This window comes from Proteus sp. Marseille-Q3619, assembly GCF_965283115.1.
Genome location: NZ_CBDIMP010000001.1, coordinates 3,840,801 through 3,863,391, shown reverse-complemented (window position 1 = coordinate 3,863,391; position 22,591 = coordinate 3,840,801). Strand labels below are relative to the sequence as shown.

General features: G+C 36.8%; 21 protein-coding genes and 1 pseudogene. 5 read left to right on the top strand and 17 right to left on the bottom strand.

The genetic code is table 11. The annotated features are described in order from the left end of the window. Positions 1-133: 133 nt before the first annotated feature. On the top strand, positions 134-781 hold the full coding sequence (locus ACWPWK_RS18060; RefSeq protein ID WP_109372548.1) for a hypothetical protein: 648 nt from the start codon (positions 134-136) through the stop codon (positions 779-781). A gap of 265 nt (positions 782-1,046) precedes the next feature. Further along, entirely contained in the window at positions 1,047-3,014 is a 1,968-nt protein-coding gene (locus tag ACWPWK_RS18055) for an autotransporter outer membrane beta-barrel domain-containing protein (protein WP_109372549.1), read from the top strand. 77 nt (positions 3,015-3,091) lie between these two features. Here ACWPWK_RS18055 and ACWPWK_RS18050 read toward each other — a convergent pair whose 3' ends face one another. The 4 genes from ACWPWK_RS18050 to ACWPWK_RS18035 form a co-directional block, all read right to left on the bottom strand. Then, positions 3,092-3,595 carry a hypothetical protein gene (locus ACWPWK_RS18050; protein WP_109372550.1) on the bottom strand — a complete coding sequence of 168 codons (504 nt, stop codon included), beginning with the start codon at positions 3,593-3,595 and terminating at the stop codon, positions 3,092-3,094. 177 nt (positions 3,596-3,772) lie between these two features. Further along, positions 3,773-4,108 (bottom strand): c-type lysozyme inhibitor, encoded by a 336-nt coding sequence (locus tag ACWPWK_RS18045; protein ID WP_109372551.1) that lies wholly within the window; start codon positions 4,106-4,108, stop codon positions 3,773-3,775. Positions 4,109-4,232: 124 nt separating this feature from the next. Further along, complete coding sequence (locus ACWPWK_RS18040) at positions 4,233-4,628, bottom strand: subtilase family AB5 toxin binding subunit (RefSeq protein ID WP_160230302.1); 396 nt, start codon at positions 4,626-4,628, stop codon at positions 4,233-4,235. A gap of 62 nt (positions 4,629-4,690) precedes the next feature. After that, positions 4,691-5,350, bottom strand: a complete 660-nt coding sequence (locus tag ACWPWK_RS18035) for a class I SAM-dependent methyltransferase (RefSeq protein ID WP_109372553.1) — start codon at positions 5,348-5,350, stop codon at positions 4,691-4,693. A 304-nt stretch (positions 5,351-5,654) separates the two neighbouring features. On the opposite strand from ACWPWK_RS18035, the gene ACWPWK_RS18030 reads away from it, so the two are divergent. The 3 genes and pseudogenes from ACWPWK_RS18030 to ACWPWK_RS18020 all read left to right on the top strand — a co-directional run. Then, positions 5,655-6,881 (top strand): phosphoadenosine phosphosulfate reductase, encoded by a 1,227-nt coding sequence (locus ACWPWK_RS18030; RefSeq protein WP_109372554.1) that lies wholly within the window; start codon positions 5,655-5,657, stop codon positions 6,879-6,881. Between the two features lie 12 nt (positions 6,882-6,893). Then, on the top strand, positions 6,894-7,535 hold the full coding sequence (locus tag ACWPWK_RS18025; protein ID WP_109372555.1) for an IbrB-like domain-containing protein: 642 nt from the start codon (positions 6,894-6,896) through the stop codon (positions 7,533-7,535). Next, a pseudogene (locus tag ACWPWK_RS18020) lies at positions 7,536-7,773 on the top strand (tyrosine-type recombinase/integrase); the annotation flags it as partial. A gap of 98 nt (positions 7,774-7,871) precedes the next feature. Here ACWPWK_RS18020 and ACWPWK_RS18015 read toward each other — a convergent pair. From ACWPWK_RS18015 to ACWPWK_RS17955, 13 genes are all read right to left on the bottom strand, one after another. Further along, on the bottom strand, positions 7,872-8,081 hold the full coding sequence (locus tag ACWPWK_RS18015; RefSeq protein WP_279629301.1) for an isocitrate/isopropylmalate family dehydrogenase: 210 nt from the start codon (positions 8,079-8,081) through the stop codon (positions 7,872-7,874). A gap of 307 nt (positions 8,082-8,388) precedes the next feature. Beyond that, entirely contained in the window at positions 8,389-9,720 is a 1,332-nt protein-coding gene (locus tag ACWPWK_RS18010) for a M48 family metalloprotease (RefSeq protein WP_109372556.1), read from the bottom strand. A gap of 459 nt (positions 9,721-10,179) precedes the next feature. Beyond that, positions 10,180-11,520, bottom strand: a complete 1,341-nt coding sequence (locus ACWPWK_RS18005; protein WP_162558368.1) for a GrpB family protein — start codon at positions 11,518-11,520, stop codon at positions 10,180-10,182. 261 nt (positions 11,521-11,781) lie between these two features. Further along, entirely contained in the window at positions 11,782-12,423 is a 642-nt protein-coding gene (locus tag ACWPWK_RS18000) for a hypothetical protein (protein ID WP_109372558.1), read from the bottom strand. After that, the gene (locus tag ACWPWK_RS17995; protein WP_004242500.1) at positions 12,420-12,683 is read right to left on the bottom strand and encodes a hypothetical protein; all 264 of its coding nucleotides are present in this window, start codon (positions 12,681-12,683) and stop codon (positions 12,420-12,422) included. The genes ACWPWK_RS18000 and ACWPWK_RS17995 overlap by 4 nt, the downstream gene beginning before the upstream one ends. After that, the gene (locus ACWPWK_RS17990) at positions 12,668-12,919 is read right to left on the bottom strand and encodes a hypothetical protein (protein WP_004242498.1); all 252 of its coding nucleotides are present in this window, start codon (positions 12,917-12,919) and stop codon (positions 12,668-12,670) included. The genes ACWPWK_RS17995 and ACWPWK_RS17990 overlap by 16 nt, the downstream gene beginning before the upstream one ends. 3 nt (positions 12,920-12,922) lie before the next feature. Next, a complete protein-coding gene (locus ACWPWK_RS17985; RefSeq protein ID WP_109372559.1) occupies positions 12,923-16,585 on the bottom strand; it encodes a phage tail protein in 3,663 nt (1,220 codons plus the stop codon). Further along, positions 16,585-16,983, bottom strand: coding sequence for a DUF6950 family protein (locus ACWPWK_RS17980; protein WP_109372560.1), 399 nt, complete (start codon positions 16,981-16,983; stop codon positions 16,585-16,587). The genes ACWPWK_RS17985 and ACWPWK_RS17980 overlap by 1 nt, the downstream gene beginning before the upstream one ends. Before the next feature lie 98 nt (positions 16,984-17,081). Continuing rightward, the gene (locus ACWPWK_RS17975) at positions 17,082-17,570 is read right to left on the bottom strand and encodes a type II toxin-antitoxin system death-on-curing family toxin (RefSeq protein ID WP_109372561.1); all 489 of its coding nucleotides are present in this window, start codon (positions 17,568-17,570) and stop codon (positions 17,082-17,084) included. Between the two features lie 3 nt (positions 17,571-17,573). After that, positions 17,574-17,753, bottom strand: coding sequence for a hypothetical protein (locus ACWPWK_RS17970; RefSeq protein WP_072062631.1), 180 nt, complete (start codon positions 17,751-17,753; stop codon positions 17,574-17,576). Between the two features lie 382 nt (positions 17,754-18,135). Next, positions 18,136-18,717, bottom strand: a complete 582-nt coding sequence (locus ACWPWK_RS17965) for a hypothetical protein (RefSeq protein WP_109372562.1) — start codon at positions 18,715-18,717, stop codon at positions 18,136-18,138. Beyond that, positions 18,717-19,313, bottom strand: coding sequence for a hypothetical protein (locus ACWPWK_RS17960; RefSeq protein ID WP_109372563.1), 597 nt, complete (start codon positions 19,311-19,313; stop codon positions 18,717-18,719). The genes ACWPWK_RS17965 and ACWPWK_RS17960 overlap by 1 nt, the downstream gene beginning before the upstream one ends. Next, positions 19,314-22,589: a phage tail tape measure protein gene (locus ACWPWK_RS17955; RefSeq protein WP_109372564.1), complete on the bottom strand. Its 3,276-nt coding sequence runs from the start codon at positions 22,587-22,589 to the stop codon at positions 19,314-19,316. Positions 22,590-22,591 lie beyond the last annotated feature (2 nt).

Sequence of the window (22,591 nt, the reverse complement as noted above, 5' to 3'; positions counted from 1 at the left end):
TTTTACAAAATCATCATTTAAAGATGATTAGCAGTACATTATCGATAGGATATTTACGATATAGTTCGTTGTTTAAGTTTAGAAAAAACATTAATATATTCATGATAAATTAGAAAATAGATAGGTATCATTCATGTTTCTAAACCCCAAAAGAACCGTAAAAGCTAATGTAAGAAAAAGAAACTCAATTTTTCCTAGTTTGGGAACTACATACAGAATTAGTCTTTCTGATGATGGACTGTCACCGCAAGAAATTCAAAAAAGAGAATTTAATAAATTTGCAGATAAAACCGTTGATGAAGTCTCTACAATGATTGGTTGTTTTGAACGATCGGAGAAAAAAAGTAAAAGCCCTAACTCTGATAAGCCTCTGCCTTATGAGAAATTAGACAATGAGTTTCTTAAACTTACTGTATCATTCTTTCAAATTATTCAAGAAATAAAATATTCTGGCGATACAAGTCAATACGCAAAGAATAGAATTACCACCTCATTATTTGGGATAACGCGTTGGTTAGATAATAAATACCCATTATGGAATAATGAAAGAGCTGAAGTAGAAAGAAACGGCAAAGAAATTGAGAAAAGAGTTAAAAAAGAATTTAAAGCAAAAAGATTTTATAAAACAAAATTTGCTATCCTAGCAATTGCCACTTTTTTTGCTCCCTTTATTTTTTGCTGGTTTTCTCTACAAAAAAAATATCCTAAATGGTTTAAAGTTATCAGTTTCTTATGGGCTCTATTTTTTGCTATTTTAGTATACAGAAACCCCAAAGTATAATAGCTAGGCTATTATGATATTCTCTTATTTAGCTTATGGTGTTTTTTAAAATAAAAAACACCATAAGCTAAATAACCCATCTAAGATATATTATTCTATATAGCAAATAATTATATTTTTCTTTAATAGAATTCACCTTAAGAAAGATTATATTCTAAATAAATTTTTTTACGGTTATTTAAATTGATAAAAAAAACAAATAACATAATCATTAAGCATAAATTAATTATTTTTCACACAATAAAAAATAAAAAAGGTCATTTTTATGCTATTGAATAAACATTTTAGTAAGAATATTATTACTATAAGTATATTATCTTTCTTAGCCAGTTCTGTTTATGCAAAAGAAAATAATATACAAGGTGTTATTCTCTCCAATAATGAAATTACTTCTAATTCTACTTACAGTGATACAACAAATCTTTATATAGATAAAAGCCACGAAATACAAAATATTACTCTTTCAAACGAGGCAATATTAAGAATGAATGGTGATAGTCTCGCGATAGGTACTATCGTTAAAGACGATGCTACTATTAGTATGTATGCTCATGATGCAAAAAAAATAGGTATTCCTACTATTAAAGATACTATAGTAACAGGCACAAGTAATATTGATATGAGCGCAGGTTCATCATCTATAGGCAAATTATTTATAGATAAAAATGCTGAATTATATATTGATAACATTGATGCTGAATCTACTGATGTATCTAAAAATGATCCTGTCCCTTCAACTAAAATCTTTATAGAAAACTTAACACTAGCAGGTAAAACATATATTTTACCCTCATGGAACGAAGATTATGGTGATGATGGCAATGCTCCTAGACCAGAAAAACCAGGCCCAGAATTAATTACTCATATTAACAATCTAGAGATGCAATCTGGTAGCCAACTTGAAATGGAACATTATATTTCTGGCATGCAATTTAATCGGCTTGAATTGAAAACGCTCACCGGTGAAGGTACTTTTATTTTAAGTAGCAGCTTAGCCAATGGTTTAAGCGATAATATTTATATTTCAGATCATGCTACTGGACATTTTGGATTAAAAATAAATGATAGCGGAGAAGAAATTTCTGATCCTAAAAATACTCAATTAGTTTATGTAAATAGAGGTGATGCTAATTTTAATTTATTAAATAAAGAGGGTAATGTTGAAGTTGGTGTTTGGAAATATAAACTAAATAGCAAAACTAATGATGGTCATACAGAGTGGTATCTTGTAGGTGGAAAATCAGGCGAGCCGGATACCTCTAAACAGCCTGATACCTCTAAACAGCCTGATACCTCTAAACAGCCTAATGTTACTCAACCTATATTAAGCAATAGTGCTCAAGCCGTTATTAATATGGCCTCAGCACCACAGCACATATTGAGTATTGAGACGAGTACTTTACGCCAAAGAATGGGCTTCTTGCGTGAAAATAATAATGATCTCGGAGTGTGGGTTCGCTATTTAAATCATAATTCTCATTTGAATGATAAAGGTTATAGTCAATTCCATTCAAACTTAAATGGAATGCAAGTTGGTATAGATAAGAAGATAGCCATAAATAATGACCAATTACTATTTGGTTTAATAACTTCTTACACTAAGAGTAAGATCAAATCTGACAATATTAATAATGGTGATATTAATAGCTATAGTGGTGGTATTTATTTAACTTGGATTAATCATTCTAGTTTTTATGTAGACTCTTTATTTAAGATGAATCATCTTCATAATGAAATCAATACTAATATGAATGAAGGTAGAAGAGTTAAAGGAAATTACAATCAAAATGCGATTACAACGTCAACAGAAATAGGTTATCCTATTGCGTTCTCAAACGCATTAACACTGACACCATACAGCCAGATCCTTTATTCTCATATTGGTAAGTCGCATTATTTATTAGATAATGGTATGAAAGCAAACATCCACAATGCGGATAGCTTAAAAGGTGAATTAGGAACCACATTAGAAAGTAATTTACTGATTGCAAACCACAATATTAAGCCTTACTTAAAAGCAGCAATATCTCGTGAATTCATTAAAAATAATGAAATAGAAATTAATAACGTATCATTTGATAGTCGTTATTCTGGGAATACTGGTAAGTACGGCATTGGTTTAACAACTAATATAGGTAATGATGCTCTTTTCTATACTGAAATAAACTATCAAAATGGTAATAAAATAGAAACTCCGATATATGTAACAACAGGATTTAGAATGAATTTTTAACTATTTTATTTTTCATTTTATAAAATTAATACATAAAAAACCTCATAACTTATGAGGTTTTCTATTTCAGTTTCATATTAGTATGTTTTTGCTGATATCAGTTCAAAACCTATTGCATTTGCTTTCTTCAAAACTTCTGCATTTCCCGTTTCATAAATATTACCGTGAACAATTTTAGCACAAATCTTTACTTCGCCTTCACTTTCATCATTTATTTTTATACCAGAACATGATCTTCTTCCTTCTACGTATGAGTAACTAGACTTATAGCTACTTATTTCTCCGCTAGTAAAATACACAATATTAGAAAGTATGAAATATACAATAATAAATATAATCATAATTAATGCTAAAGGAAAAATTAATAAATTTTTTATTTCCTTATTAAAAGTTGGTTTTTTATATATAAAGAAAAAGCATACTAACGAGACAATAACAGAGAACCCTAATGCTATTTTAATCGATACATTTGAAACTATAACATACTCTTTAATTTCAATTTTCCAATATAAAAATACAGCTATAATAAATAAAATTGAAAATACATAACTAACTAACTGAGAATATGAGTGTTTTTTCATACCACCCCTAACCTATTTATTGTAAGAAAATAATTATATTTTCATATAGTGAATGATATCCATATAGTGATCGCAAGGATAAATTAAATTTCAAATTTATCAACTAAATATACAAAAAAAGGCCACCGAAGTGACCTCTAGTAAGAGCGCTAAATGATTTTCAAAAAATAGTGGTAATTAACTAGCTTTGCAACCACTCAACACTGGTTTATCTTTTCCTTCGACTAAATCGGCATTATCACCTTTAGTATAAAGCTTATAAGTATAATTTTTATTCATCGCCTCATAGTTTGCACCAGAAGCCATTTTCATGATTTTCATTGGGATCATTTCATCCATTTGATTAATGATCGCATAGCTATCTTTTGCTGTATTTACATAGATAACTTCCATCACTTTATTATTTTCACACACATAAGAAATTTTGGTTATCTCATCAGCATTATCTGCCATAACAAAACTAGAAGACAAAATACCTACTGCAAGAAAAACACTTTTAAATAAAAATTTCATATAGTCTCCTAAATATCATTAAATTAGCGTTTATAGAGTATTCTTTTACTCTTCACTAATTTAAAAAAATCTATCTGAAACTCTAATGGGATTTATCCAATTTATAAAATTTACTATTAATCAATTAGTTATCTTTTGTTGGCCCCATGCAACGACTATTATGACAACTAGCGAACCCTGCTATCGCTTTATTTGAATATACTCGAGTAAATTTGGGATGAGTCCAAACATTAGGTTGAACATATAACCTAAAGCTTTTACCTGTTGTGTAGTAATAATGTGCTTGCTGAAAAAAGTGATCATAAGAAGAAGCCCAACCTGACTTGTTAGATACTGCACAGGCGATAAATTCACCTCCATGATTCATGGCCTTAACACAAAAATACCGACCATCTTCAATTTTTCCCGAATTAAAATCCGTTAACGTAACATTAGAATAATATTCAATATCATGACTTAATGTATCTGTGGCAAATGCCGCTGGTGTTAATAATAAAAAGGTAAAAAACAGGCTACGCATTAACATACCATTCCTTAAGAAAATAAAGATAAAAGGCCTCTAATCCAGAATAATATTTCTTATTATTTTTTATTCTTTGCGGTGAACAAAGCGACAGTACCTTGTACATGAATAGAGATGTCATGAAATAAATAGGAAAGCATTTCTTCCAAAGAGTCCACCGAATCAGAATAATTGCAAAAAATACCTTTTTTGTTGTAAATAGACATTAATTTTTTACCAAAAAAATTATGTTTGACTCCCTGCCCTAAAATCGTTGTGCCATATAAAACCCCTTTTTCTGTCAGTAAATAACTTATATTTTCTATCGCTTTTTTCTTATCATCCATCGTTCCTGGTAAACAATGTAGTAAATAAAACAATGAGATAGAATTATAAGATTCATTTAATTTATTAGAAAAAGGCTGAAAAACATCATGCTGAAGGCAATTTATTAATTTATCATCAGGTATATACTTTTTAGTATGTTCCAGACTGTGTAAATTAAGATCAGTCAATGAGATTTCTTTTATATAATTTAATGATTTTTTTAAATAAAATCCCGTTCCAACGCCAATATCCATATGGCGCTCACCGAGATGATTTTTAAAATGTGGAATTAGATATTTATTCGTATCACAGTGCCATGCATAGCTATTAGAAATATTAAGCACCCACCAATCATATAGCTTCAATGACACTGGTGTATATACTTTGACTCCATCATGTGTACTTAATGTCATACAATACCCTATCATAAAATGACTATTTTATTTTTTATTTATTGTATGAATAGTTGAAAATCCCGAATAATAAATCAGGAAATATTTTTAAAATATTCTCTACTCACTAAGTCACTTACTTTATTTTTCTTAATTATAAAAAATTTTTTCATGGCTAGAAACTATCAATAATAACAATGATATATGATTTATTATCCTATTTTTTCAAGTAAATCTCAGTAACAACTAGCAACCATAACTTACCTTTATAATCTAAATGTGATTAAGTAATAATACTATTAACTAACTTATTCTGGTGATAGTTATGTCTTGCAAACACAAAATTCCTCTTGGAATAAATGTGTTAGATGCTACTCAAACGCGAATTGAATGGTTATTTGATACTTTTGAACAAATCTCTCTCTCCTTTTCTGGAGGTAAAGATTCTACTGTTCTTTTTCATCTTGTTGCTGCTGAAGCAAGAAAACGACATCGAAAATTCAATGTCATGTTTCTTGACTGGGAAGTGCAATACTCCGCAACCATTAGCCATGTTGCAAAAATGAAATCTTTGTATGAAGACTGTACGGAGCGATTTTACTGGATTGCATTACCTATCACGACGGAAAGCGGGATCTCACAATATGAACCAATTTGGACGGCTTGGGAACCAGAAAAAAAATGGGTAAGGCAACCTCCAGAATACGCAATCACTGATCCAGACTTTTTCCCTTTTTATCATCCGAATATGATTTTTGAAGACTTCACACCTGCATTTAATCAGTGGATCACAGGAAATCATCGTAGTTCAGTTATTTTATTAGGGATCAGGACAGATGAATCATTAAATCGCTTTATTGCTATCAATAACAACCAAAAACTACGTTATGCCGACGATATCCCATGGACAACGGCATCACCCGAAGGTTTTTATTATATGGCCTATCCTATTTATGACTGGCATGTAAAAGATATTTGGACATACATTTCACGTTTTAACCTACCCTATAATTCTATTTATAGTCTAATGCACCAAGCTGGGGTTAGTTTAAGTCAAATGCGCATTTGTGAGCCATTTGGCCCTGAACAACGCAAAGGGCTATGGTTATACCATGTATTAGAACCTGAGACGTGGAGTCTAGCCTGTGAACGAGTGAGTGGTGCTGATGCGGGTATGTTATACACCCACCCTCGTAATAAATCAGGTTTTTTTGGACAACGTAAAATCAGTAAACCCGCTCATCATACATGGAAATCTTACGCCCACTTTTTACTAGCGAGCGTACCAGAACAAACAGCCGAACATTACCGAAATAAAATCGCAGTTTATCTCCATTGGTATGCTGAGCGAGATTATCCAAATGGAATACCAGATGAACAAGAGGGTGATACTAGCAGTAAACAAATCCCATCTTGGCGACGGATCTGTAAAACTATTTTACGTAATGATTTTTGGTGTAGAACATTAGCATTTAGTCCTACCAAATCACATTGTTATGACCGATATTGCAAACGGATACAGGAAAAACGTAAAAATTGGCAGTTGATTTAACAAGAGGTGAATATGACTATTGAAACAGTGTTTTCTTCGCTAAAAGATTATCTGCTAAAACTAAATGATGAGCAAAAAATCGAAGCTATCAACAAAATCAAATTATTTCTTCATCAAATTAGTCCATTCAAAAATGAACCTATAGATTGTGTTCTTTGGATAAAGCAAAATAAAGTCGTAGCAAATGACTACAACCCTAATGTTATGTCTCCCACAGAAAAGAGATTACTCAAAACCTCATTGATAAAAGACGGTTATACTCAACCCGTTGTAGTATTATCTGCACAACAAAATAAAACTAAACAATTGCAGTGGCAAATCGTTGATGGCTATCATCGTTATTTATTAAGTAAAGAAAACGCCTTAAAAAAACGAATTAATAATTATTTACCAGTCACCATCCTTGATGTTAAAAACAACACAATATCAGATCAAATAGCAACCACTATTCGTCATAATCGAGCAAGAGGACAACATCAAGTCGCAGCTATGTCAGATATAGTTAGAGATCTATCCAGATTGGGATGGAGCGATAAACGGATTGGTGATGAACTAGGTATGTCACAAGATGAAGTATTACGCTTAAAACAAATCTGTGGGTTAACAGAATTATTTTCAAAGCACAATTTCTCAGAAGCTTGGACCGTAAAATAAGGCGAACAAGTCATCCCAAATACGTTAACCACGACGTTTAAAAAAAGCGAGAGATAAATGTGGGTTAACTTGGGGAAAAAGCACTGCCCCTACTTTCCATGAACAACGATCTTTATCTGAGCGACTTTATCGAGAACAAGGAATTAATAAACAAAAATTATTGGGGCATAAAACACAAAATATGACCGATAAATACCACGACGATAGAGGCAAAGAATGGCAAATTATTGCTGTTTAATTGAACATTTTTGGGGAAGAGTTTTGGGGAAGAATTTTATAGTACAAAAAATAAACGGGAACTAATAAGCTCCCGTTAACTATTTATCAAATCAACAATTACATATATTTGATAATTGCGTCACCAAACTCGCTACATTTCAGCAGCTTAACGCCTTCTAACTGACGTTCGAAATCATAAGTGACAGTCTTAGCGGCAATCGCGCCTTCCATACCTTTAATGATTAAGTCAGCAGCTTCTGTCCAACCCATGTGGCGTAGCATTATACTCATAATAATTAAGTAACTTATTAAATAAATTATAATTATTAAGGGTGATAATCTTTTTTATGTGATCTTGGTTTGTATGTAACTGGTTGATTTTTAGTTTGGATTGGAGTGGTTTTGGGGAAGTGATTTGAAGTATTCGAAAGCTTATCAAATTTAATATCTAGTATTCAAATCTATTATTTTTATAAAATAATAGAAAGTGAGAATTTAATTAAAATAATTCACACTAGAAATAAATTAGGGATTTTTATTTAATTTAAATATTCTTCGCTATACTAATGTAGTAAATATTTTAAAAACCAAAATAACAATTTATTATGTAATAACTTAAATCTGATTGTCGGCTTTAAGTGGAGAGCGGAACCAAATAATTCTTCATTAAAGACGCAATTTCATCATCAGAAAGTTTAAGGCAATAATTTGTTATTTTTTCATATAAGCCTCTCGCATATAGTGCTGTTTCAGTAGGAGATCTATTTTTATCTGTAAAAATACGGTGGAAATATTCAAGGCGAGTATATGCATCCGGATGTATGCCTTTAGTAGACGTAATATGTATGAATGATCCGAATCTATCACAAATTATCTGCTCCATTTTTTCAATGAAATTCATATGTTCAAAAAGAAGCTCAATTGCTTCAATAGCATCCGTATAAATAATGGTAGAATGTTGGCTTCTTTTATCCCTCATAACATCCGAAGCCATGAGTACGTTTGCTAGAGTATCTGCCTCAAACTCAAATTGTTTTATCTTGTGCTTACGCTCAATATGATCCTTTATTAAACTGACTCGGTCTGGGTGTTCGAGGATATGATGAGATATTTCATGTAAAACTATGAAGTCGAGTTGGTAATCAGTAAATGTTTTTACTTTCCAAGATGACGAGCCAAAAAGAAATTGCGGAAAGAAATGAATAGGACTGGATGTAGTTAAAAAATATAAAACAATAGGCATTATTTCAGGTAAAGCACGTATTTCCCTATTTCCTAAACTAAAAATTTCCGTTGATTGGAAGTGGTATATAAAACGATTAAGTTCATGAAGAATTCCATTAAGTCCAAAGTTGGCAGTAATAAATTTTAGTTTATTAAATGAAACACTTGTTGCATTGAGTCCCCTGCGGTGTACTGGAAAAAAGAATATCTCGTCTATATGCGCATCACGAATCAGTTTATTTGGTATGTGACTCATAATTCTCAGTTGGCTGAGTCGTAGCCAATAAGGCATATTGTATCTGTTACTGCCAAAATTTGATGCCAATGATAGAGCCTTTTTATAAATGAGATTATTGAAAACACTATTATGGTAACTAATTGCTCTTATATCATCATTAGATTTAGGTTCCTTCCAGCCGAGTGTAAATGTACTCCTTAGCTCAAGGAAAAGCATGTCTATGATTGAATCTGTTTGTCCTGACAGCCATTCTTCTATTAGCTTAACCTTATCGAGTGTTAGCTCAGGTAACTGCCGATAATCTATTGTACAAACACTTTCTAAATCTAGGATGGTGGATTCCATAAAGAACGGCGATTCACCTCCTTGAATTGTTAATGCCGCAGCTCTAGTTACTAGATCATCCATTTCATTTTGATTTAAAACTAAATTAATGATTTTCCAATCAGCATTTATTCTAGCCGAGCTCATGGCGTTAAAATCCACGATTGAGCGATCATTCATTTACCTTCCTCATCTATTTTTAATAGTATATTGTTATTTTAGTAAGATCATACTTTGAGCTTATAAGTACAATGTAATATTTGCTTAAATACTTTTAGCTTCTTCTATCTATCGCTCCCTAAGTAATATGTCTCAAAAATTAACTTATATCCGCTTTTGGAACTCCCCTCCAATAAACAGCACTCATGAGGCTAGTTTGAAAGAGATACGGACATTTGTTTCATAAAATCATAAGAACGCGAAGCCCAAAAAGTAAATAAGTTATTTAAATATGCTAACTACATTCGGATAATAAAATCCTATTGTATAGCTTATCATATGAAAAATATTGATTGATTATATAAATAATAACTATTATACACTAAATATTAAACTGTGGTTGCTATGAAAAAATACACATAGCAACCACGAAGTAAAAATATAAAATAAATCACCAAGATAAAATTTTAATTAGTTTGTTTATTTTCTATTTAGTTTTTCCTCAGAATAAGCCTTCCATTTTTTGTTAAGTTTTTTTTGGGTAAGTTTATAAACTAAAGGTAATGTTGCTGGAGCCTTTTCGATAGCAGAATTGTAATCCAGCATCAAAAGCAGAGCATCTGATTCCAAATATCCCTTTGCTGAAATAGATTCAACCCTGTTAAATATTTCACCAATAGAAGACGCTGCATTTTTATAAGAAAGTAATAAACCAAGTGCATCCGTTGAGATAACAAATATCATCAAAGCTATCATACCCCGAGATAGTGAGATTAAACTATTTGAATTGAATGAAGTAATTGCTGCGCCAATTACTATCAAAATTATAGTTACAAGAATGGATAACAAAATCCACATGACCTTTGCACTAGTTTTTTGTAAGTAGCGTGTCCAATACGAGGATTCTTCTATCATTTCAACTAATCGTTTATAACCAGGTTTTTCTCGGGTCGAAAAATGATCTTCTTCACGGCGTAATGTTTCTTTCGTAATAGCAACGTTAAACTTATCACTAATACGAAGATTTTGACCGGCAGATGGTATTGCACTTAAGCCACTAATTAATAGTACTGCACGTCGAGCTTGATCACCTGCGGACCGATGTCGTTGTTGGTTCTGACTTAAAAAAAACCATCTCAACATACATATAAAACTAAAGATAGCTAACCAAAATAATACGTTGTTCTGACTACAGTAAACAGAAACAGCTGCAAGAATAGATATTAAAAACTGTAATACCATCATACGTATTTGTAAGCTCTCAGCTTTGTTTGATTCAGCTCTTTGATAACTGAGTAGTCTATTAACTCCAAATTCGCTACTGACCTCACGCAATCTATTCTCAATGAAATCTTTTTTTCCATTCATATAGCCAATAATATCATTTTCATGAGTTTGAGCTAACTTCTTTTTTAAAATAGCATATTCTTTAGAAAACTCATCGTCGACAGTTAATTCATTTTTAAAAATAAGCATATCTCTGCCCCATTTACGATGTGGCTCACAGATATGTACATGATATTTTTTTGATTTATTATTGTATTTTGTCAGAAAATACCTAGGGATATCATCACATTTCTCACTTACTACGTATCCTAATCTCTTCAATTCAATAACTACTTTTTCAATATCATCCCAATTGCAAAGCGATATTAGGATATCAACAATAGGTTTCCCGCAAAGGCCATTTACCGAAGTTGAGCCAACGTGATCAATGTAAATTGTTGAAAATTTGACAGCATTTTCTATTTTTTCAGCCTCTTCTAAAAATTGATTAGTCCAAGAGATATCATATTCAGTAATTATGACTTGATTGTTCACCACCCACTCCATCTTCATTGAATTATAATTTATTGTTCCTACCGCCTTTGAACAAAACTGTCTCAAAATGTAAAGTAGTAGCCTCCGCTCGAATCACAAGAGGCTATAACTTTATTTTGTATGATATTATGTTCAAGTTTTTAATCCAACCAAAGACTAATAGCTAGATAAATATTCCATATAACGTCCATTCCTAGCCTAAAACCAACCGCCAACGAATATATAAGTTTTACACACTCAATCCTTTATTGTAGTTTTCTATCATCCACCATACTCCCTCACATCAATATAAAAATACTGCTTTCCTAGTGAGGTTGTTGACATCTGTCCTGAAACTATCATGGAATGAGGGATAATACGGTTACCTCGTCCACAAAGGGTTACTCTAATTGTTTTTCCTCCCATCGAATCCATCATCCCAATATGCCCAATTGTTGTGATTAATACCGCACAGGGGAAACCAACATCCACGCCATTCCAATTATTTCCTGTGAGTACAAAATTATTTCCCTCTAATAAATTAAGTGGTCTTTGGCTTGAGGCATGTGTAATAACACCTTTATGATAAATTTGAATTCCCCATTTTTGAGGATGAAGTGAAATATGATAAGAAGACTTCACAAATACATAGAGCTCATATTCTGCTGAATTACCTTGAATAGTATCGATTAAATTCACACACCACGCATTATTCTCATAAATCACTTCAGATAATCCACTTAATGATGGATTAGAGGAATTAAGAACTCGAATAAAAATAAGTGGCACTGCGTTATTATTACCTTCGATAATTTTAATTAGCCCTGGCTTAGTTTTTATCTTTTTTAAAAATACGGCTGATTCATAGGGTGTTAATTCTTCGGTAATGCCCTGATTAAAAAATAATGCACCATATTTACTCATTTAATTAGTACCATAATAATTCCATTAATCGATTGACTACCTCGTAGAGAATTCCACGAGATTTTATTATTCTCGACTCTAACAGTGAAATAAGATCCTCGATTTCTAGCTACAATATAGGCGGCCAATGACCGCCCTTTAGGAATATTATTATAAGTTTTACTGCCATTTTGAGTGACCGCTATTTGGTCAAAAATAAATGAACGCCCTGTGATTTTTATTGGCTTTCCTTTTTCATATATCTCTATTCCCCACGACATGAGAAATCCTCTACGGCATCAGGAGATACCCATCCTCCTAAGAATTTAAATCCTAATTGAGGTACAGCATGATAAAGAGGCCCTTTAATGGTTTCTCTCTTTTTATCAAACTTCACCAATACAGGTTGTTGATAGTGAAAAGTTTTTATTTGGTAAACACCTTGGCAATCGACTTTTTTATATCCAGAGGTACACCCTGACAATAATAATGCTGTAATTAAAACAATAAACTTCATACGCTACCCTAAATAACCTATTTTTGCCGCTAACTGATTGTTTTCATCGTAAACATAAATAGTATTATTCGTGATCACTAACCGCCCTTTCGTACTGCCTGAATTAATATCTAATTGTCCACGAAAGACGGCATCATTTAATTCCACATTCCCTGTTGTGGCATCAATATTAAATCCTTTCTTGCCCGCTAAATAATTAGTGGAGGTTATCTTTTTGCCTACCGATAATTTATCAATGGTTGCCTTGCTAAATAACGCATCATTGAAAAAAGCTTGTCCATTTTGGATCACAAAAGGTGTCACCACTTTGCCGTTTAATGACGATATCACCGCAAAGTTTTGGGCATTGACCAGAAATTGGCTATTTCCTTGCGCATTAAACCCTAAGCCAATGCCAGTAATGACTTTATTCCCTTTGCTATCCTGCTGGACTTTCATTGTCCATGATGCGGAGATTTTGCCATTTAAATCAGTGACCACTTTTGAAGTCTGCTCGATTTTGGCTGAACTTGAACCCACTTGGCTTTCTAGGCGAGTGACTTGCTGGGCGGTAGAGGTCACCGTCTCTGAAACCTCGGTCACTTTGGTTTCGAGTTGGCTTACCGCATTCGCCGTTGCATTGGCTGTCTGTTCGCTGGATTTAGGTACTTCATTCGCCACAAACCCTTTCGGTGCCACTGATTGTTTGTTGATGGTGTAAGTACTGGTGATGATTTGATGGTTAACACTTTTGTGTTTAGTTAACTGATATTTTGCCCCTCCCCGCAAATAAATATATTCCACAGAACCATTTATTAATTGAGCGGGTCCCATCACAGGAGATTGATTTGTCCATCGCCAATCAAAATTATCAATGATGCGGTTTTCAGACTGTGTTCCCCATCCAGAAGCACTCACTTGCCATTCCACAATCACGGCAAAACCTTTGGTGCTGTGAGTCGCATAACTGGGTTTATTGTCTGAATATTGCCCTAATGTTCTAAAAACCTTAAAAGCATAACGTCGAGAGGTTACTAATGGCAAAATCACCGGATAATAGGTGTTTTCATTGAGTTTTGATAAATCTAAATCCACCACCACAGACTCCGTTAAATCAGCTTTCACTTTATCTAATTTGCTGGATAACGTTTGTACCTGAGAGGTTGCTGACGTCACTTTGCCATCAAGATTAGATACTCGCGTATTTAACGCATTAACCGCACTGCTATCGGCTTTCCCTTTCAAATTTGAATTGAGCGTTGAAATCTCTTGCGTTTGTGCTTGCTGTTTCGAGGTGAGGGTTCCTAGTGATTTATTAATCGCGGAAACATTCCCATTCATCCTTGTTTCCAGTGACTGTCGGGCTTTAGCTTCCGCTTGGTCGCCTGTAACACGCGCTTGTTTCTCTGCGGAGATAAGTCCTGCGGTGACTTTCGATAAATCATTGCCAGTATAATCACCACGAAGTTGTGTAGCTAAGAATTGGCGTTGTTGAGCCTCCGCTTTATCAGCTTCAGCGCGAGCTTGTTGCTCTTGGTTAATTACCGCTCCTCGTGCAACTTGCTCCGCTAAAATCGCATCATGGTTCGCTTTCACTTGCGTGTTTAACTCAACAACAGCTGATTGGTCAGCTTTACTATTAATCTCACCCAATAGGTCTTGTGCGAGTTGATCTCGGCTAATTTGACCCGCTAACTCCTCAAGAATTAAATCAGTTTGAGGAGAGCAAGTACCTGAAGCTTCCACAAAAGGTGATTTACCATAGCTGTTGATTGTTCGAACATAAAAATAATACGTATGCCCTGCTTTTAAATTCTCTTGCGTCCAGAAATTCCCTTGGCCAACTTTGTTTGTTTTGGTGATCACTTCATTTTCAGAAAGATTAGCGAGCTTTTCCTCACTAAACCAAAACTCAAAGGTATAACCAAAGACAGCACTATCGCCTTGTCTCGGTGCAATGGTCAGATTAAATAAGCCAGAGGTAACATCAATATGCTCTGGAGGCGGTGGTGCTTGAATGGCAAAATCACTGATAGCCGGTGCAGACATCGCGCCAGCTACATTTGTTGCTCTAACTTCAACACGATAAGTTCCTCGCGCTAATCCGTTAATATCAACACGCTCAGCCGGCACCTGAATAGATTGAATAACGTTGCCTTCTTGAAGAATAGTGACGGTGTTATAGCGCACATCAGACGCCACATTCTGCCAAGAAAGTGTACCTTGCACGATATCACTGACTGCAAGTGGAACAAAGGTAAGATTAATCGGTGAAGCAACGCCACCAGCGGGTAAACTCACAAATGGCGGACGCTCAAACGGTTTGCCAATCACATCTTCATATAAATAGGCACCATCCTCTTCCAACGTTAAAGCCACACCGTCTAAAGCATGGAAAGACCATTCGGCAATACGGAACTCCAGCCCACTAATCCCCAAAGCTGGTAATTCTAAAAGCACAACTTCACCAGGACGATAAGCATAGCCGTCTAAGTTCATGGTCAATTGAACCCGTCTTCCGGCTTTCTTTTTACGGAGATATTGGCGGGCTAATCGTTGGGCTTGGTAAGGGGTAGTGACAAAACGATAGTCAATATTCTCTCGAATTTCTAAGCCATCCTCTTTCACCCATTCGTCCACAATCACAGGCGTGAAATCCGTTTTTGTGTACAACTGTTCGGCATCAATAAATGTGCCATACACCGCATTGGTCGCGTCTTTTAAACCTGTTTCAGGGGTACATGTGACAGTGCCAATCAATTGTGATTCGGTAATGGTTTTTATTGCCGGCCCATAATAAGCGCCGATTTGAATACCGTGTTTTCCTGCGGTAAATGTCGGTTCCGCGTTAATACATTTGTGCATTGCTTCCAAGACACTGGATGGACTCTCATTTAAGTCATAGGCACCATTAAGGGTATATCGCGACTCAAATCCGCCTTCTGGTAGACTCACTTTTTCATCACATAAATCGGCCGCCTGTTTAAAGCTGTCAAAATCAATATCCGTATCAGGCACTTTTAAATAATGGCGGTAATAATCCAAAATAACTAAAGCCCCATTATTACTCCATGCAGTTTGCCCAGTGCGAGGATCAAACAGATGTTTTCCCCAGACTTCACATTTCACATTGGGTAATCCATAAGGGAATTTTTCTTGGTCAAACGTGAGTGTCACACGTAACCACGCCAGACCTCGACCAATCATATCCTCTTTCCATGATGGGCAATTTTTAAGCATAAAGGGATCGGCGTCTTTCCTATCGTTATGTAATTCCCATGAGGCTTTATCACCAAACGTCTCAATGAGATCATCCCCCAACCAAATCTTCCCTATTTTCTCTATGGGGTGTCCTGCTAACGCTAATGCCAGTGTGATTTTTTCGTTTTCATCTTGTTCGCCTGCTTCTTCTTCGGCGAAGAAAAGCAAACCCGATATCACTGTTTTTCCGACGATCACGGTTTCAGGCGCAGACGATGAACGTAACATCTGTTTGCGTTCACTGGTATCTCGATAATTCATGGAAGGCAGTTTTGGCTTAAAGATAAGCGAACCCGCGACTTGAACCGCAACGCCTGCTGCCATCAGCGCCATGCCCATCGCAGAGGTGACGCCTCCAGTAAATAGACCCGCAATCATTAAGCCAGCACCCACGACTTTTGAAATTAATCCACCACTTCCCCCCATTATTCCACTCTCCATGCTTTAATTGGGTTAATCTGCACTGGCTTCACGCCTTGTGGGGTTACGCCCCAATAATGCCCCGCCCAGACCACGGCTAAGCTGTCACCGTCCTCACCTTTAAACAGTACGAGGTCGCCACGCTGAACGCGCTCAATCTCAATGGATTTGAAATAGCGTGATACGGCTTTCTCTAAGGAGCCAAATTTAGACTTGAGCAGATTGAAGGCTTCAGCTTTAGTTTTATAGTGATTGAGATAAGGCTTTATTGGCGAGAAACCGCATTGTACGTAAATACATTCCGAGGCAAAAATACAACAATCAAATTCACCCCATGAAAAAGGGCGACTCATGGCCGCCCTTATGGTTTCAGGTAATTTAAGTGTCCAGTTGGGTTGTTTCATGTACTGACCTTAAATAGCAAAAAACCTCAGTTAAGAGGCATGGTGAAATTCAGGTAATAAAAAACCCACCGAAGTGGGTTAATTTCAATTGCGTAATATCAGATATTTTTTAATTTGATTACACCACAACATAGTTTCTCGAAATCAGGATTACATAATTCTACTGTGTCATAAGTCCTAGACCAATGACACAGCCAATTCTCAAGATCCTCACAACTATAATCTTTAGTGGCTAAACCAGATGCAATATCAACCATATCATCACTTGGTGCAGTAAGCTCATAACCATTTATCAATAAAAAAACATAACCACACATCATGGCTGTTCTTTTATTAGCATTCGCGAATGGATGGTTTTGGATAAGGCTTTCAATAAGAACAGAGGATAGTCTAAACATATCTTCTGTTTGTTCGTAATATCTTATTACGCCAGGTCTGGCTTGTGACGATTCTAGGTTGCTTTGATTTAAAACTTGGATTGGCTCATCTGGCGTTTGTGCTTTAATAAGAACTTCATTGATATAAATTATGTCATCAACAGATAAGTAATTCACGCCGTCAAGATGATAACCAAACTCCCTAGACATCTATCACACCTTAGATAATTTATCCATAGCAGTCTCATAACGCTCAAAGCCAAGACTGAAAGCATTTTTCACTTGATCTTTGTGTGAGCAATTATATCCAACTACTGCTCTAGGAGACGCAACTTTACTTTTGTCACGAGGCGGTATATCTAAACGACTAGCCTTTCTCAGTGCGTGACTCATATAAATACCCTCTTACCAGGATCTCTGGCATATATACAAAATAGACGATTTTGAGGTTATTGCAATTACTCTGCATGTAAAAAATCACCCACACTGTTAGTGGGTACTGGATTATTTTTTGTGAACCTTTTCGACCAGTGGCCTATTCATAATAGAGTCATCTTGTCGCCATTACAACCCAGATTTATCAACTAAAGCTTGTTTTTTTGCGGTTATAAAGGTATATGAATGTAGTTTTTGGCATCAATTACCTATCTATACTCCCAACGCTGATATCTTCTAACAAGGATAAATTTAGCTCTTTCATGAAACAACAAAGGGCACAGTTCCTCTTGTTTATGCAATAAAAACCCACAAAAGTGGGTTTAACAAGACAATAAGATTATTTATAAATAAATGCAGGTGCATCTTTCTTACTGCCCCAATAAATAGCCCGTTCAGCCATTTGAGCAACATAACGAAAGATACGATCACCTTGCCTTCTAGATGACCATGATTCATCAGTGAACCTGTCAGGTAAACCGATTGACCATCGTTCGAATCGATTAGAAACATTAACACATACGGCATTTTCTTCGCCAGACACCACATTGATAGATGTGATTTGTCCGATAAATAAAACTTCAGCAAGCAACGGTTTTCCCTCTTCACCGATGGCGACCATCATCAACCGCACTTCTCGCCCTCGACTTTGCTCATTCATCACCATTCCCACCAGCGATTTATCAAAACCGGCTAATTTAAGCTGTAATTGTGGAGGACTGGTTGTTTTATTCTCTTTTAACTGACTGAGTTCGCCTAAACTGCCCACGCCCAAATAAGTTTCCCCCGCAATAATCAGTTGCCCAACGCCGGTATGCGCACAGGTGACGCCTGATTTCAAATCAAGTCTGGCGGCTAAAACGATATAAGCCCCTTCATTAATTGCTTTTACCATGCTGTCAGAAAATGGATGATATTGCATTAGTACAACACCTCCTCAAAAGATAACGTGATATGGGTATACCCCATGCGACGATGCTGAAATTTACCCTGTTCATTATCAACGAGCCGAAAAACCCCAAAAGGACGCTCAACCTCGAGCATTTCATTGACGGTAGGTGACATTCTTAACATCGGTGAAATAGGAATACTTGCACGCCCCTGATTATCACTGACCACATCTGCCACCACCATTTTGAGTTCATTGCCCACAGTTAAGCGATCCCCTTGCTGTAACACGCGCATATTGCGCTTCCAGTCCTTTGTTTCTAGCCGATTACCTAATTGGCTCGGTATTGCAATACGAGGCGAACCATACCCATAACGTCCTTTTCTTATCCAACTGGCTATTTTGACTCGCCCCGACATCCCATCCAATGAAGCCACCAGCGCTTCTAACTGGCGCGATTTCTCTTCATTTAAATTATTGAATGTCAGCTCACAACGCCAACGGCTTCCCGGAAAGCGTACCGTCTGGCTACTTCCATTAAATGGTGAGGTAAAGGTTTTGCTGTTACTTAATAATTGCCAGTTTTCTTGTGTTGGGATCACCTCTTTTGGCCATTCAAGAATAGACATTTAGACTCCTAATGTTCTGCGTGCTGCGCCATTACTTTGAAAGTCTTGTAACATCATCGCGTGAGCTTTCTGTGCACCGGCTTCTGTCCCTTGTTGTGCGGCTTCTTTCATTGCTTGAGCAAGTACAGCGTCACCATTTCCTGTCACCGTAATATGATTAACGACCGTCATTTGCACACCGCCTGCACGGGCTAACGTCGGTTGCGGTGTAATCGGTATTCGCCCTGCGACCGCCCCCACAAAGCCCCCCGAAGCATAACCTTGCGCCGCATGCATTAAGCGATAGAGATTGCCGACACCCAATTTAGCTGTCGCTTCTTTGGTAAAAACAAACTCACCACCATGCACAATCCCTTTAGGTTCGAATTTCCCGCCATGCCCCGTATAACCACCGTAAGCATGCCCTTTGCTCATCCATCCCATATCAAAGCCCATTGCCTGCCCGCCTGCTTCAATGGCTTTGAAAACCAGCATTTTCATCACCATTCGAGTGATATCGGAGATCACCGCATTGGCAAAATCTTTAAAGCTTCCTTTCCCCGTTAAAGCAAAATCGGCTAATGCATCAGACATATTATTAAGCGCATTGGTGGTGACATTTCTGACGTTTTCCATCACATCCATGGCCGACTCACTGAAATCCGATAAGCCTTGTTTTAATCCCGCCATCGGATCACCTTTCATAGCCTCTCGTTTCCTCAGCTCTTCCTCAATCTGCTGTTTGGTGAGTTCGACATTGCGTTGTAAGTTCGCCAACTCTTTCTCGCCTAAATCCACACTGGCCTGCTGATACAGCACATCAATCTGACGAAGGGCATTGAGCTTTTCTTGCTCTGCGCGTGATTTTCCTATTAAGGAAGTTTCAAATTGCATCTGCTCAATTTCTTTACTGCGATCATAAGCAAATTGCGCAACTGAGTTAGCACGCGCTAAGTCATCAATGGCTTTCGCTTTTTCTTTAATCGTCTCAATCGCTTTGGGATCGATTTTTAAGATGGCATCAAACTTGTCTTTATTCTGTTTGATATCGGCTAATGCGGATGTGTACTCATTAAAGGAAGAGGTAGTGCCATACAGCTGAATGCTTTGCCCATCCGCAATCAGTGAGGCTTGTTTTTCCTCTAATTCCGTTAAGATTTTGGTGTATTGCTTCGCATAATCAATGGTGGATTTATGACTGGGCTTATACGTCCGTTTGGCTTGCAGTGCCAGTTGTGCCTCAATTTCCGCTTGTAAGGCCTTATCGTAGCCTTGCATATCTGGCGTAATTTTGCGTGAAGCCAATACATCTTCTGCATTTAATTTCGCTAATGCCTTCCCTGTGGCTTGCGCTTTTGCCACTGAACGTTGCGATTTTTCAATCGATTCATCAATCTGTTTAGCAATCGCCGTGGCGGCATTCACTTGGCTATTTGTCGCCTGAAGCGTGATATCAATGAGTGATTCATATTCAATGCCTAAACTTTTTAAGCTCGCCTTAAGTGAATTGATAACGGCATCAACATTTTGTAACTCTGTGGCATAGCGTTTATATTCAGGAGCTTGATCGCCCACTTTTTCTTTGAGTGTCGCCAACATATTTTGCATATTGGCTCGCTGACGCTCTAAGTTATTAACTTGCTCTGCATATGTCCCCATCGCAGCATCAAGCTCTTTTTGCTTTTCAGCTACTCGTTTAAGGTATAAATCCCCCACACCTTGTTCAGTAAACGCCTTTTCACTCTCAACGCTGTATTTTGATAGACCTTGTAAGGAAATGACCTGTTGTTTAAGCTCCTCGATTTTCTCCAATTGCGCGTTAATGCCCGATGAAACTTTGCTTAAATTCGCCACTAACGTGGCATTGCTCATTTTGTTTAACGCTTCTGTTGATGTATCAAGGGAATGAGCAAATTCAATCGATTCTAACTTGGCTTGTTTGACATTTTCGCTGTATTCATACAGTCCCATGCCCAATGCCGCAACACCCGTCAACACTAATCCAATAGGGCCACCCGCTAATCCCATAACACTGTTAAGTGCTCGCCCTGCCACCGTTGATTGACGCCGAGCGGTCGTTAATGCACGTTGAGCAACGTTTTCGGCGGTTAATGCCTGTGTATAATTTAGAGAGGCTGTTCTTGCGAGTGACTTTGTGGCGATAAGGTTATCGAGTGCTATTTTTTCCGCGTTAGTGCCTCTAGCAACTTGATATTCCATTTTGGCTCTATTGAGCGCCGATGTGGCAGCTTCTTTATCCGCCCATGCCTTCCTCACAGCACTGGTTGCTGCCACACTGTTTGCCTCTGCACTTTGTAATGTGGCTTTGGCTTCATTCAACGTTGTCTGATTTTTCAGATAAGTGGCTTTCGTCCATTGAGAGAGTTTTGCTACCAATGCCGTGACAGCAATTCCTTCAACCACTTTAGCCACTAACGATAGATTATCGGCAAGAGTGGTCATCCCTGTGGTAAAAAGCTGAGTCGCCCCTGTACCTTGATTCGCTTCACCGATAAATTTGGTCATCGCCGATTGAAGATTAGTGAAACCTTGGCTAACCGTTGTCACGCTGGTAGCAAATTTTTTATCCACACTGTCGGCTGCACGTTCTAAGGCTTGAATGACTTTTTCAATCGTCATTTCACCGTCTTGGGCTTTCTTCCTTAGTTCACCCACACTGACACCCATTCCGTCAGCGATGGCTTTCGCTAACGCAGGGGTTTGCTCCATCACTGAATTTAGCTCTTCGCCACGTAACTGCCCCGAGGCTAATGCTTGACCAAATTGAGTTAATGCCGCTTGGGCTGCGGTTGCACTCGCTCCTGAAATCGCCACGGCTTTTGAGACGGTTTCCGTGAGTTCAGCGACTTTTTGCTGACTTAAGCCTAAGCGATCGGCATTATCCGCAAAACGTTGATAAACCTGTGCTGTGGCATCCAATGATTGATAGGTTTTTTGGGCAATATCATAGACCGCTTGTGTGGCTTTATTTAACTCGACAGAACTTTCTGTCACCAGTTTTAAGCGGTTCTGTAATTCCGTCCAACTATCAGCATAATTAATGACTTGATGAATGGATAATGCACTTGCGGTGACACTCGCAAAACGGGCAAAAAGCGCCGAAGATTTTGCGGTTTGCGATACCATTCGCTCTTGTTGTACGGTGATAGCTTGAAGGCTGACGCGAATACTTTGCCCAAATTGTTCTGTTTGGCGCTGGCTACGGTTGATCGCATTTGTGAAATTTGCCGTATTCAGCGTCAAATCAATATTTAATCTACCTAATGCTCCCGCCATAA

What these genes read in the sequence shown, in the direction of transcription:
- ACWPWK_RS18060 (WP_109372548.1), top strand. Translation starts at nt 134, where the DNA reads ATGTTTCTAAACCCCAAAAGAACCGTAAAAGCTAATGTAAGAAAAAGA.
- ACWPWK_RS18055 (WP_109372549.1), top strand. Translation starts at nt 1,047, where the DNA reads ATGCTATTGAATAAACATTTTAGTAAGAATATTATTACTATAAGTATA.
- ACWPWK_RS18050 (WP_109372550.1), bottom strand. Translation starts at nt 3,595, where the DNA reads ATGAAAAAACACTCATATTCTCAGTTAGTTAGTTATGTATTTTCAATT.
- ACWPWK_RS18045 (WP_109372551.1), bottom strand. Translation starts at nt 4,108, where the DNA reads ATGAAATTTTTATTTAAAAGTGTTTTTCTTGCAGTAGGTATTTTGTCT.
- ACWPWK_RS18040 (WP_160230302.1), bottom strand. Translation starts at nt 4,628, where the DNA reads ATGCGTAGCCTGTTTTTTACCTTTTTATTATTAACACCAGCGGCATTT.
- ACWPWK_RS18035 (WP_109372553.1), bottom strand. Translation starts at nt 5,350, where the DNA reads ATGACATTAAGTACACATGATGGAGTCAAAGTATATACACCAGTGTCA.
- ACWPWK_RS18030 (WP_109372554.1), top strand. Translation starts at nt 5,655, where the DNA reads ATGTCTTGCAAACACAAAATTCCTCTTGGAATAAATGTGTTAGATGCT.
- ACWPWK_RS18025 (WP_109372555.1), top strand. Translation starts at nt 6,894, where the DNA reads ATGACTATTGAAACAGTGTTTTCTTCGCTAAAAGATTATCTGCTAAAA.
- ACWPWK_RS18010 (WP_109372556.1), bottom strand. Translation starts at nt 9,720, where the DNA reads ATGAATGATCGCTCAATCGTGGATTTTAACGCCATGAGCTCGGCTAGA.
- ACWPWK_RS18000 (WP_109372558.1), bottom strand. Translation starts at nt 12,423, where the DNA reads ATGAGTAAATATGGTGCATTATTTTTTAATCAGGGCATTACCGAAGAA.
- ACWPWK_RS17995 (WP_004242500.1), bottom strand. Translation starts at nt 12,683, where the DNA reads ATGTCGTGGGGAATAGAGATATATGAAAAAGGAAAGCCAATAAAAATC.
- ACWPWK_RS17990 (WP_004242498.1), bottom strand. Translation starts at nt 12,919, where the DNA reads ATGAAGTTTATTGTTTTAATTACAGCATTATTATTGTCAGGGTGTACC.
- ACWPWK_RS17985 (WP_109372559.1), bottom strand. Translation starts at nt 16,585, where the DNA reads ATGGGGGGAAGTGGTGGATTAATTTCAAAAGTCGTGGGTGCTGGCTTA.
- ACWPWK_RS17980 (WP_109372560.1), bottom strand. Translation starts at nt 16,983, where the DNA reads ATGAAACAACCCAACTGGACACTTAAATTACCTGAAACCATAAGGGCG.
- ACWPWK_RS17975 (WP_109372561.1), bottom strand. Translation starts at nt 17,570, where the DNA reads ATGTCTAGGGAGTTTGGTTATCATCTTGACGGCGTGAATTACTTATCT.
- ACWPWK_RS17970 (WP_072062631.1), bottom strand. Translation starts at nt 17,753, where the DNA reads ATGAGTCACGCACTGAGAAAGGCTAGTCGTTTAGATATACCGCCTCGT.
- ACWPWK_RS17965 (WP_109372562.1), bottom strand. Translation starts at nt 18,717, where the DNA reads ATGCAATATCATCCATTTTCTGACAGCATGGTAAAAGCAATTAATGAA.
- ACWPWK_RS17960 (WP_109372563.1), bottom strand. Translation starts at nt 19,313, where the DNA reads ATGTCTATTCTTGAATGGCCAAAAGAGGTGATCCCAACACAAGAAAAC.
- ACWPWK_RS17955 (WP_109372564.1), bottom strand. Translation starts at nt 22,589, where the DNA reads ATGGCGGGAGCATTAGGTAGATTAAATATTGATTTGACGCTGAATACG.